Below are 11,458 nucleotides of genomic sequence, written 5' to 3'. Positions count from 1 at the left end.
CCATCGACGTGTTCTTCGCCTTCCCCTCGGTGCTGCTCGCCATCGCGCTCTCGGGGGCGCTCGGCGCGGGCATCTTCAACGCGATCGTCTCGCTGACCTGCGTGTTCGTGCCCCAGATCGCCCGCATCTCCGAGAGCGTCACCACCGGCATCCGGTCGCGCGACTACATCGACGCGGCGCGCCTCTCGGGCGCCTCGGCGCTGACGATCATGCGGGTGCAGGTGCTCGGCAACGTCGTCGGGCCGATCTTCGTCTATTCCACGGGCCTGATCTCGGTCTCGATGATCCTGGCCTCGGGCCTCTCGTTCCTGGGCCTCGGCGTGCGCCCGCCGGAGCCGGAATGGGGCCTGATGCTCAACACGCTGCGCACGGCGATCTACGTCAACCCGATGGTCGCGGCGCTGCCGGGGCTCGCGATCTTCATCGTCTCGATCTCGTTCAACCTGTTCTCGGACGGCCTGCGGAGCGCCATGGAGATCCGCCAGTGAGCGTCATCGTCCAGCCGGCCGACGTCGCGACCGCGGCGATCCGCGACCGCGGCGGCCCGGCCCAGCCGCTCCTCTCGATCTCGGGCCTGGTCAAGCACTTCCCCGTGCGCAAGGGCGTCGGGGGGAAGAAGTCGGTGGTGCGGGCCGTCGACGGCGTCGACTTCACCGCGATGAAGGGCGAGACGCTCGGCATCGTCGGCGAATCCGGCTGCGGCAAGTCGACGACGGCCAAGCTCCTGATGGGGCTGATCGCGCGCGACCACGGCGAGATGCTGTTCGACGGCGAGCCGGTCGGCTCACGCGCGCTGCCGTGGCGCGCCTACCGGCGCCAGGTGCAGATGGTGTTCCAGGACAGCTACGCCTCGCTCAACCCGCGCATGACGGTGGAGGCGTCGATCGCGTTCGGGCCGAAGGTCAACGGCGTCGGGAGCCGCGAGGCGGTGGAGCGGGCGCGCAGCCTGCTGGCCCGCGTCGGCCTCGAGCCGAAGCGCTTCGCCGGGCGCTACCCGCACGAATTGTCGGGCGGCCAGCGCCAGCGCGTCAACATCGCCCGCGCGCTGGCGCTGGAACCGCGCCTGATCCTGCTGGACGAGGCGGTCTCGGCACTCGACAAGTCGGTGGAGGCGCAGGTGCTCAACCTCCTCCTCGACCTCAAGGCCGAGTTCGGCCTGACCTACCTGTTCATCAGCCACGACCTCAACGTGGTGCGCTTCATCTGCGACCGGGTGATGGTGATGTATCTCGGGCGCGTCTCGGAGCTCGGCCCCTCGGACACGGTGCTGGCCGAGCCCGCCCACCCCTACACCCAGGCGCTGCTCGCCTCGATGCCCTCGCTCGATCCCGACAACCGCACCGAGGCCGCGCTGCTCACCGGCGACCCGCCGAACCCGATCGACCCGCCCGAAGGCTGCCGCTTCCATCCCCGCTGCCGCATCGCGGAACCGGTCTGCTCGGAAGCGGCGCCCCCGCTCGCGTCCATCGCACCGCTGCATCAGGCCGCATGCCTTGCCCGCCAGACCGGCTCGGGCCATTCGCTGGCGCCGGCCGCGCAGCAGGTGGCGGCATGAGCGCCGGGGCCGCCGCCGCTCCGGCGGTGGAACTGAGGGATCTCAAGGTCGGCTTCGGCAAGGTCGAGGTGGTCGACGGGGTCGACCTGCGGCTGGAGCGCGGCCAGGCCATGGCGCTGATCGGCGAGTCGGGCTCGGGCAAGAGCGTGACGCTGCGCGCGATCCTGCGCCTGTTCCCGGAAGGGCGCAGCCGGACGCGGGGCGGGATATCCGTGGCGGGCCGCGACGTGCTCGCGCTGTCGCGGCGCGAGCTGGCCGATTTCCGCGGCCACATCGCCGCGATGATCTTCCAGGAGCCGCTGCTCGCCTTCGACCCGGTCTACACCGTCGGCCGCCAGATCACCGAGGCGGTGCGGCGGCACGAAAAGATCGACGCGGCCGGCGCCCGGCAGCGCGCGCTGGCGCTGTTCGAGCGCGTGCGCATCCCGAGCCCGGAGCGGCGGCTCGACGCCTACCCGCACGAGATGTCGGGCGGCATGCGCCAGCGCGCGATGATCGCGCTGGCGCTCGCCTGCCGGCCGCAGGTGCTCTTGGCCGACGAGCCGACCACGGCGCTCGACGCCACGGTGCAGATCCAGATCCTGCTGCTGCTGCGCGAGCTGCAGCGCGACCTCGGCCTGTCGATCATCCTGGTGACGCACGACCTCGGCGCGGCCGTCGAGGTCGCCGACCGGATCAGCGTGATGTATGCCGGCCGCATCGTCGAGACAGGCACGGCGCATCAGGTGGTGCTCGATCCCCACCACCCCTACACGATCGGCCTGCTGCGCAGCCGCGCGGAGGGCGCGCTGGCCAAGGGCGCCCGCCTCCAGACCATCCCGGGGAGCCCGCCGGATCTGGCCAACCGTCCGCCCGGCTGCCCCTTCGCGCCGCGCTGCTTCCTCGCCGAGGACAGGTGCCGGCAGACGCCGCCCTCGGTCGAAGTCGGCGGCGGGCACTTAGGCGACGGGCATCTGGCCGCCTGCTGGCGCACGGCGGAGGCCTCGGCCGCCTATCGCGCCGGGCCGCAGCCGGCCAAGGCCGGGATGGCGCAGGCCGTGCCGGCCTGAGGCCGCCGCGGGATGGACGGCCGCCCGCGGGAGCCGATAGGTTGCCTGTCGAGGGGAGGGCGGCTGGAGGTGAGCGAGTACCAGTATTACGACTTCCTGGCGGTCGACCGGCCGCTCGGGGAGGCGGACCGCAAGGCGCTGCGGGCGCTCTCCACCCGCGCGCGGATCACCGCCAGCCGCTTCACGAACCACTACGAATGGGGCGACTTCAAGGGCGATCCGGCCGAGCTGGTGCGGACGTGGTTCGACCTGCACCTGTACGCGGCCAACTGGGGCACGCGGCGCCTGATGCTGCGCCTGCCGAAGCGGCTCGTGGACGAGCGCCGCCTCGGCGCGATGCTGCGGCCGGTCGCGGACGCCACGCTCGCCGCCTCGGGCGACGACCTGATCCTCGACATCGTCCGCGAGGACGAAGACGACGCGTTCGCGGGCTGGACCGAGGCGGACGACGAGGGCGGCGACGACACGCTCGGCACCCTCGTGCCCCTGCGGGCCGACGTGCTCGCGGGCGACCTGCGGCTGTTCTACCTCCTGTGGCTGACGGCGGTCGAGGCCGGCGACGTTCCGCCCGACGCGCCGCCGCTGCCGGGCCTCGGGCCGCTCAGCGGCCCGCTCGCGGCGCTGGCCGACTTCCTGCGCCTCGATCCCGACCTCGTCGCGGCCGCCGCCGAGCGGAGCGGCGCCGCGCCGGGCGATCCGCCCTCGACGGAGGCCGCGCGGGCGGTGATCGCGGCGATCCCCGAGCGCGAGCGGATCGCGATGCTGGTGCGGGTCGCGGCGGGCGACCCCCACGTGGCGACCGAGCTGCGGGCGCGGGTGCGGGCCGCCGGCCCGGCGGAGGCGCCCGCCGCGCCGCGCACGGCCGGCGACCTGCGCGGCCGCGCGCAGGCGCAGCGCCGCGCCCGGCAGCGCCGGGAGGCCGAGCGCGCCGAGGCCGAGCGGCGGCGGCAAGCGGAGGCCGCCGAGACGGTCCGCCGCGCCCGGATCGACGCGACGCGCCGCCGCGGGGCGGGCGCGTGGCGCGACGTGGAGCGCGAGGCCGAGCGCCGCACCGCCTCCGGCTACCACCGCGCGGCGGCGCTGCTCGCCGACCTGCGGACGGTGGCGGAGGAGGCCGGCGCGCTGCCGGACTTCGCGCGCCGGCTCGCCGGCATCCGCACCCGGCACGCACGCAAGGAACGCTTCCTCGAACGCCTGGACGGGCTCGGCTGAGGCCGGCCCGATTCGGGATGGCCGGGACGCGAGCCGCGCTCCGGCGTCCGGAACACCGCTACTGCAGCATCCCCATCATGCCGGCGATCGAGGGGCCGCCGAAGCGTTCGCTCATGCCGCCGATGCGCTCCATCCAGTAGGCCGCCTGGGCCATCTGCGAGCCGCCGCCGTATCCGTTGCGGCGAACGCCCGCGTGGCGCGGGCGGTCACGGTAGACCACCACGGTCCGTGTCACGACGCGCACGCGGCCGACCTGCCGGACGGAGACGCGGGCCGCGGGCGGGCTCGCCGCCCGACGCACGGTCGGACGCTCGTCCCGGCGTGCCGCCCGCCGCGCGGCCGGGCGGGCCTCGGCCTGCCGCACCGCCGGCGAAGCCTCGTCCATCGCCGTGCGGCAGGCCGGGCTGAGGCGTGACCGCTCGCTGCGCAGGCAGGCGGTGATCGCGCCGACATCGGGGATGTGCGACGCGCACAGGCGAAAGGTATCGGGGGAGCAGGCGGCACGCTGGGCCGCGGTGCCCTGCGCGAGCGCCGGCGTGGCGAGCGCCCACAGCGACAGGGCTGCGAGGACGGGCTTGATCGTCATGGTCGTGTTCCTTCCGAAAGCGCGAGGGGCCGACGACGAGGGCGCCCCGTCCGGCCAGGATCTGCTTGATCCCGGTGCCGGCCGGATGCGGTGTGGCGGCACACGCGATGCCGTTTTCATGCGCATGCACGCAGCGAGATAGTGTCTTTAGCTGTCGCGGCGGCAGATGATGATCAACCGAAGACAATCACCGTCCCGCCGAACCGACCGGTGCCGGCGGGCGACGCGTCACGGCCGGGCGTATGCCGCACGCAGGGCCTCCGCCATGCGCAGCACGGCCGGCGCGACGGCCCGCTCGGGGACGGCGGCGTAGCCGAGCAGCAACCCCGGCGCGGCCGCTTCGGGATCGGCGTGATAGGCCGAGAGGGCCACCGTCGCGATGCCGGCCTCGGCGCAGGCGCGGGCGGCGGCGACATCGCCGAGGCCTGCGGGCCAAGCCGGGCCGGGGCGGGCGACGAGGTGCATCCCGCCCTCGAGCGGCGGGATTTCCAGCAGTCCCGCCGCGTGGCGGCCGGCGGCGGCGAGGAGGGCCGCCTGGCGGGCGGCGTAGAGATTGCGCGTCCGGCGCAGGTGCCGGCCGAGATGGCCCTCGTCGATGAAGCGGGCGAGCGCGCCCTGGCCGAGGCCGGAGGGCGCCGGGCCGGTCTCGGCGAGCGCCCGATGCACCGGCGCGGCGAGCCCGCGCGGCAGCACGAGGTAGCTCAGTTGCAGGGCGGGCAGCAGCAGCTTGGAGAAGCTGCCGGCGTAGATCACCCGGCCGGTCCGGTCGAGCGCCCGCAGGGGGCTGAGCGGGCGGCTGGCATAGCGGTACTCGCCGCCGTAATCGTCCTCGACGATCCAGGCGCCGGCGGCCTCCGCCCAGGCGAGCAGCGCCAGCCGGTTCTCCAGGCTCATGGCGTGGCCGAGGGGATAGTGCTGCGCCGGCGTGACCACGGCGAGCCGCGTGCGCGCCGCCGCGGCGCGCACGCGATCGATCGCGAGGCCGCCGGGCCCGACCGGCACCGGCACGGGCCGGACCCCCGCCTCGACCAGCGCCAGCGCGATGCCGGGAAATCCCGGGTCCTCGACGAACGCCGCCTCGCCCGGATCGAGCAGCAGGTGCGCCAGCAGGCGCAGGCTCTGGCGGATGCCCGCGGTGACGATCACGTCGTCGGCCGTGCAGGCGACGCCGCGGGTGGCCGAGAGGTAGGCCGCGGTGGCGGCGCGCAGGCGCGGGTCGCCGAGCGGATGGGGCGGCGGCGCACCGTCACGCCACTCGGCCTGGAGCAGGCGGGCGAAGACCGCGAACGGGAAGGCGTCCGGCGCGGGGCGCCCGAGGGCGAAGGCGTCAGGCGCTGCGGGTGCGGCGAGGTAGGCGTGCCGCGGCGCCCGCGTCAGGGCGGCGCCCCGCCGCGACAGGGCCGGCGGCGACGAGGCGGGCGGCGAGGCCGCCTCCGACGGGCCGGCGGCGGGCAGGAGGTCGTCGGGGAGGGTGGCCGCCACGCGGGTGCCGGAGCCCGCCCGCGCCGTCAGGTAGCCCTCGGCGGCGAGCCGCTCCAGGGCGGCGAGCACGGTGCCGCGGGCGCAGCCGAGATCCTCGGCGAGCACCCGCGAGGCGGGAAGCCGCGCACCCCGCGCGATCCGGCGCTCCAGGATCGCGGCGCGGAGCGCATCGCCGATCCGCACGTGCAGGGGCGTCGACGCATCGGAATCGAGGGCGAGGACGAGCGGCAACGCTCCACCGGCACGAGCTTTCAGCACGAAGCGGTCCAGTCGATCGTGAAAAACTGGATCTTTCGTATGGGCCGCCTTTCGGTCAAGTCCGGGCATCCGACGGGCCGAGGATGCCGTGATGTACCAGCCGCCGCATTTCCGGGAGGACGACCTCGGGGCGCAGCACGCCCTGATCCGTGCCCATCCCCTCGGGCTCCTCGTCACCGCCGGGCCGGGCGGCCTGATGGCGAACCCGATCCCGTTCCTGATCGATCCAGCCGCGTCCGAGCGGGGCACGCTGCGCGCGCACCTGGCGCGGGCCAACCCGCAATGGCAGGAACTGGCGCAGGTCGAAGACTGCCTCGTGGTGTTCCAGGGCCCGCAGGGCTACGTCACCCCGTCGTGGTACGCGACCAAGCGCGAGACGGGCAAAGTGGTGCCGACCTGGAACTACGCCACCGTCCACGCCTGGGGCCGGCCGCGGGTGATCGCCGACGCGGACTGGCTCCGCCGCCAGATCGCCGACCTCACGGACGTGCACGAGGCCGCGCGGCCTGAGCCGTGGTCGGTCGAGGACGCTCCGAAACCGTTCACGGACGCGCAGGTGAGGGGCATCGTCGGGATCGAGATCCCGGTGGCGCGCATCCACGGCAAGTGGAAGGTCAGCCAGAACCGACTGGCGGCCGACCGCGAAGGCGTGATCGCCGGCTTTCGCGAGACGGGCGGCGACGAAGGGATGGCGGCCCTGGTCGAGGACAGGAGTGGGCGATGAGCGCGCGCGAGAACGAATTCGGCCAGCCGATCGGCCCGGCCCTGCCGGACTGGAGCCCGCGCCCGCCGCCACCGCGGACCGCGATGCCGGGGCGAACCTGCCGGGTCGAGCCCCTCGACGCGGAGCGCCACGCAGGCGACCTGTTTTCGGCGTTCTCGGCGGCGCCCGACCGGCGGAGCTGGACCTATCTCGGCGGCACCCTGCCGGAGACGCAAGCCGCCTACCGGGCCGAGCTGGCGGGGATGGCGGCCGGCACCGACCCGCTGTTCCACGCCATCGTCGATGCGGACACGCAGCGGGCGATCGGGATCGCGTCGTATCTGCGGATCGATCCCGGGAACGGCGTCATCGAGGTCGGGCACCTGCATTTCGGCCCGTCGCTGGCGCGGCGGCCGGCCGCGACGGAAGCCATGGCCCTGATGATGGCCCGCGCCTTCGACGAACTCGGCTACCGCCGCTACGAGTGGAAGTGCGACGCCCTCAACGCGCCCTCGCGCGCGGCCGCGCTCCGCTACGGCTTCACCTTCGAGGGCGTCTTTCGGAACGCGATCGTGACCAAGGGCCGCTCGCGCGACACCGCGTGGTTCTCGGTCACCGACGCGGAATGGCCGCGGCTGCGGGCGGCGTTCCGGGCGTGGCTCGCCGCGGACAACTTCGATGCCGCCGGGCGGCAGCGGCGCTCGCTCGCCGATATCCGGGCGGGATGATCCGTTTCAGCCAGCGGCGCGCGCCGCCCTGACGAAGGCGGCGATGCGGTCCGGGTCCTTGACGCCGGGGCCCGATTCGACGCCGGAGGACACGTCGACCGCCGTGGCGCCGGTGCGGGCGAGCGCCGTGGCGACGCGCGAAGCGTCGAGGCCGCCGGACAGCATCCAGCCGGGCGGCAGGGCGGCGCCGGCGAGCAGGTCCCAGTCGAAGGCGCGGCCGTTGCCGCCGGGGAGGTCGGCGCCGGGCGGCGGCTCGGCATCGAGCAGCAGGCGGTCGGCGACGCGGGCATAGGCCGGGACCCGGTCGAGGTCGGCGAGGCCTGCGATGCCGAGCGCCTTCATCACCGGCCGGCCGGTCAGGTGCCGGATCGCGGCGACGCGCTCCGGGCTTTCGGAGCCGTGCAACTGGATCAGGTCCGGGTCGATCGCCGCGACCGCGGCGGCCAGCGTCGCATCGTCGGGATCGACCAACAGGACCACGCGCCCGGCCCGGCCGCGTGCCAACGCGGACAGCGTGCGGGCGGTGTCGAGATCGACGTGGCGCGGGCTCTTTTCGAATCGGACGAGGCCGATCCAGTCGGCGCCGGCGTCCAGCGCCGCGGTGAGCGTCTCGGGCGTGCTCAGGCCGCAGATCTTGACGTGCGTCGGCATGGCCGGACGAGAACCCCGCATGCCTCAGCGCGGAGCGGGCAGCGCCGTGCGGTTCGGCAGCGCCGCGCCGGGCGCCGGCGGCGCGTAGGTCTTCAGGCGGGCGGTCTCGCCCTCAAGGCGGCGGATCTCGCGGCCGCGGCGGCGCACCTGGCGCCGGGTCTCGCCCTGCCCGAGCCATGCGAAGATGCCGCCGACGACGATGCCGAGCGCCACCGCGCCGAACAGGATCGCGTAGAGCGGCAGCGTCACGCTGAAGACCGGATCGGGCGAGAACGGATCGAGGGAGAGGCGGACGGGATCGCGGTTGGCGACCGCGAGCAGGATCACGACGACCGCGATAGGCAGCAGCACCAGACTCTTGAGGAAGCGGATCATCGATTCTCTCCGAACCACGTTCGTTCCGTGCCGCGACGCCCGAGAGGCCGTCGGCGGCATGCCTCACGCCCGGTCTACTCGGCCGCGGACCGGCTCTCGCCGATCCCGGCCGCGTTGAGGCGCAGGCGCATCTCCTTGCCGGTCTTGAACACAGGGATGGCTTTCTCCGAGACGGCAACGGCGGCACCCGTGCGCGGGTTGCGCCCGCGGCGCGCGTCGCGGCGCTTCACCGAGAACGCACCGAAGCCGCGCAGCTCGACCCGGTCGCCGCGGGCGAGCGCGTCGGCGATGGTGTCGAGGATCGCGTTGACCAGCGTCTCGACGTCCCGCTGGTAGAGGTGCGGGTTCCGCTCGGCGATCCTGAGGACGAGCTCCGACTTGATCATGGGTGTCCGGTCTTCTGGTTCCGGTGCGCGGATCTCGAAACCCGCGGTCAGGGTGCGTCGGCGGGGCTCGGGCGCCAGATCACGAGCATGCCGCCGCGGGCGGCCGCCTGCGCCTCGGCGCCGATCTGGCCAAGCCGCGCGGACAGGCCCTCGAACCCGAGCAGATCCGCGCCGAGGCCGATTGCCGAGAACAGGCCGAAGCCGCGCTCGTCGGCCGGCTTCCAGTCCTTCACCGGCAGGTCCTTGGGCACCTTGCGCGCGCTCTCCAGCCACGCGACCGCCTGGCGCTCGCTACCGAGTTCGTCCACGAGCTTCAGCGGCACGCTCTGGCGGCCGCTGAACACCCGCCCGTCGGAGACGGTGGCGACTTGGGGGCCATCCATCCCGCGCCGCTCGGCGACCAGCGCCTTGAACCAGGCATAGGTGTCGCCGACGACCGCGGCCAGCGCGGCGCGCGCCTCCGGCGAGGTCGGGGTGAAACCGGACGGCTCGGCCTTGAGCGGCGAGGACTTCACCGATTCGACCTTGACGCCGACCTTGTCGAGCAGCCCCGACACGTCCGGATACTGGAACAGCACGCCGATCGAGCCGACAAGCGATGTCTCGCGGGCGACGATGTGGTCGGCGGCGATCGCGGTGATGTAGGCGCCGGACGCCGCCGTGCCGTCGACGAAGGCGACGATCGGCTTCTTCTCGGCGAGCGCCCGCAGGTTGCGGAACAGTTCCTCGGAGCCGGTGGTGGTGCCGCCGGGCGAGTTGATCGAGACGACGACGCCCTGCACGGCCGTGGATTCGCCGACCCGCTTCATCAGCCTGGCGGTGGCCTCGCTGCCCGCAATGAAGCCCGAGACCGAGATGCGGGCGATCTGCGGCTGGGCCGCGCCGAACAGGGGCGCGTCGGTGCCGGCGCGGGCGCGCAGGCCCACGGCCCCGGCGGCGACGACCAGGCCGCCGATGCCGACGACGCGCCACAGGGACAGCTTGCGGCGCAACCGCCGCCGGTCGATCAGGAGTTCGGCGTCAGCGGCCATGCGATGGTCTGCTCCCTGGCGTTCCGGCCTTCGCGCCGGTCGATGTCGTCCGTCCGGCGGTTTCCGGGCCGGGGCAGGGGCGCACGGGACGCCCACGCCGCGGAGCCGTCCCGCACCGCGGAGTCCGGTACGGACCAAGTCCTTGGCAGGCTTGGACTCGTGGGCGCCGGGCGGTTGCCCGGAAGCGGTGTTCTAGCCCTGCCGGCCACGGACCGGCAAGGGGCCGGCCGCGCGAAACCAGGGGCCGGCCGCGCGAAACCCGCACGTCCTTGAGGTTGCATCGTCAAAAGAAAAGCCCGCGCGGGACGGATGCCCCGCGCGAGCCCGGACCGCCGCCGCGCGGCCGCCCGGATGGACCGGACGGCCGCGCGATGCCGGCTACTTCTCCTCGACGTCGTCGCTGGTGCGGGCCTTCTTGAAGGCCGCGCCCAGGATCTCGCCGAGCGAGGCCCCGGAATCGGCCGAGCCGAACTGGGCCATGGCCTCCTTCTCCTCGGCAACTTCGAGCGCCTTGATCGAGAGCTGGACGCGCCGCGCCTTGCGGTCGAACTGGATCACCCGGGCGTCGAACTTCTCGCCGACGGCGAAGCGTTCGGGGCGCTGGTCGCCGCGGTCGCGGGCGAGTTCGGCGCGGCGGATGAAGCTCGACATGTCGCTGTCGACGATTTTGACCTCGATGCCCGAATCCTTGACCTCGACCACCTCGCAGGTCACGACCTGACCCTTCTTGACGTCGCCGGCCTCCGCGAAGGGATCGCCGCCGATCTGCTTGATGCCGAGCGAGATGCGCTCCTTCTCGACGTCGACGTCGAGAACCTGCGCCTTGACCATGTCGCCCTTCTTGAACTCCTCGATCACCTGCTCGCCGGGCCGGTTCCAGTCGAGGTCCGAGAGGTGGACCATGCCGTCGACGTCGCCTTCGAGCCCGATGAACAGGCCGAACTCGGTCTTGTTCTTGACCTCGCCCTCGACCTCGGAGCCGACCGGGTGCTTCTCGGCGAAGCCCTCCCAGGGGTTCTGCAGGGTCTGCTTGAGGCCGAGCGAGATGCGGCGCTTGACCGGATCGACCTCGAGGATCTGCACCTCGACCTCCTGGCTCGTGGAGACGATCTTGCCCGGATGGACGTTCTTCTTGGTCCAGCTCATCTCGGAGACGTGGATCAGGCCCTCGATCCCCGGCTCCAGCTCCACGAAGGCGCCGTAATCGGTGATGTTGGTGACCCGGCCCTTGAGCTTGGCCTCGACCGGATAACGCTGGGCGATGCCCTCCCACGGATCGGCGAGCAACTGCTTGATGCCGAGCGAGATGCGGTGGGTCTCGTGGTTGATCTTGATGATCTTGACCTTGACCGTCTGGCCGATGGTCACGACCTCGGACGGGTGGTTCACGCGGCGCCACGCCATGTCGGTGACGTGGAGCAGGCCGTCGATGCCGCCGAGAT

Annotated in this window: 13 protein-coding genes; 6 read left to right on the top strand and 7 right to left on the bottom strand. The window is 73.4% G+C overall.

From position 1 onward, the window contains the following. The 4 genes from ACFE86_RS17685 to ACFE86_RS17670 form a co-directional block, all read left to right on the top strand. A partial coding sequence (locus ACFE86_RS17685; RefSeq protein ID WP_375456634.1) for an ABC transporter permease occupies positions 1–488 on the top strand: 488 nt, incomplete at its 5' end. Beyond that, a complete protein-coding gene (locus tag ACFE86_RS17680) occupies positions 485–1,555 on the top strand; it encodes an ABC transporter ATP-binding protein (protein WP_375456633.1) in 1,071 nt (356 codons plus the stop codon). The genes ACFE86_RS17685 and ACFE86_RS17680, both read left to right, overlap by 4 nt. Further along, a complete protein-coding gene (locus ACFE86_RS17675) occupies positions 1,552–2,604 on the top strand; it encodes an ABC transporter ATP-binding protein (RefSeq protein ID WP_375456632.1) in 1,053 nt (350 codons plus the stop codon). Before ACFE86_RS17680 ends, ACFE86_RS17675 begins: the two co-directional genes overlap by 4 nt. A 69-nt stretch (positions 2,605–2,673) precedes the next feature. Continuing rightward, positions 2,674–3,816, top strand: coding sequence for a hypothetical protein (locus ACFE86_RS17670; protein ID WP_375456631.1), 1,143 nt, complete (start codon positions 2,674–2,676; stop codon positions 3,814–3,816). 58 nt (positions 3,817–3,874) lie between these two features. Here the strand turns inward: ACFE86_RS17670 and ACFE86_RS17665 are convergent, their stop codons facing one another. Together ACFE86_RS17665 and ACFE86_RS17660 are read right to left on the bottom strand one after the other, a co-directional pair. Beyond that, positions 3,875–4,402, bottom strand: a complete 528-nt coding sequence (locus tag ACFE86_RS17665; protein WP_375456630.1) for a hypothetical protein — start codon at positions 4,400–4,402, stop codon at positions 3,875–3,877. A 228-nt stretch (positions 4,403–4,630) separates the two neighbouring features. After that, on the bottom strand, positions 4,631–6,142 hold the full coding sequence (locus tag ACFE86_RS17660) for a PLP-dependent aminotransferase family protein (RefSeq protein WP_375456629.1): 1,512 nt from the start codon (positions 6,140–6,142) through the stop codon (positions 4,631–4,633). 91 nt (positions 6,143–6,233) lie between these two features. Here ACFE86_RS17660 and ACFE86_RS17655 point away from each other — a divergent pair, with 91 nt between their 5' ends. Together ACFE86_RS17655 and ACFE86_RS17650 are read left to right on the top strand one after the other, a co-directional pair. Beyond that, the gene (locus tag ACFE86_RS17655; protein WP_375456628.1) at positions 6,234–6,866 is read left to right on the top strand and encodes an FMN-binding negative transcriptional regulator; all 633 of its coding nucleotides are present in this window, start codon (positions 6,234–6,236) and stop codon (positions 6,864–6,866) included. Continuing rightward, a complete protein-coding gene (locus ACFE86_RS17650) occupies positions 6,863–7,573 on the top strand; it encodes a GNAT family N-acetyltransferase (protein WP_375456627.1) in 711 nt (236 codons plus the stop codon). Before ACFE86_RS17655 ends, ACFE86_RS17650 begins: the two co-directional genes overlap by 4 nt. Before the next feature lie 6 nt (positions 7,574–7,579). On the opposite strand, the gene ACFE86_RS17645 is transcribed toward ACFE86_RS17650, so the two are convergent. The 5 genes from ACFE86_RS17645 to ACFE86_RS17625 form a co-directional block, all read right to left on the bottom strand. After that, entirely contained in the window at positions 7,580–8,224 is a 645-nt protein-coding gene (locus tag ACFE86_RS17645; RefSeq protein ID WP_375456626.1) for a phosphoribosylanthranilate isomerase, read from the bottom strand. A 24-nt stretch (positions 8,225–8,248) separates the two neighbouring features. Further along, positions 8,249–8,599, bottom strand: a complete 351-nt coding sequence (locus ACFE86_RS17640; RefSeq protein ID WP_375456625.1) for a lipopolysaccharide assembly protein LapA domain-containing protein — start codon at positions 8,597–8,599, stop codon at positions 8,249–8,251. Between the two features lie 74 nt (positions 8,600–8,673). Next, positions 8,674–8,985, bottom strand: a complete 312-nt coding sequence (locus ACFE86_RS17635; RefSeq protein WP_375456624.1) for an integration host factor subunit beta — start codon at positions 8,983–8,985, stop codon at positions 8,674–8,676. Positions 8,986–9,032: 47 nt separating this feature from the next. Beyond that, entirely contained in the window at positions 9,033–10,016 is a 984-nt protein-coding gene (gene sppA, locus ACFE86_RS17630; protein WP_375456623.1) for a signal peptide peptidase SppA, read from the bottom strand. Positions 10,017–10,394: 378 nt separating this feature from the next. Beyond that, on the bottom strand, positions 10,395–11,458 hold a 1,064-nt coding region (locus ACFE86_RS17625), incomplete at its 5' end, for a 30S ribosomal protein S1 (RefSeq protein ID WP_375456622.1).

It is taken from the genome of uncultured Methylobacterium sp. (assembly GCF_964244095.1).
Classification (GTDB): domain Bacteria; phylum Pseudomonadota; class Alphaproteobacteria; order Rhizobiales; family Beijerinckiaceae; genus Methylobacterium.
This window is presented reverse-complemented; position numbering and strand designations above follow the sequence as displayed.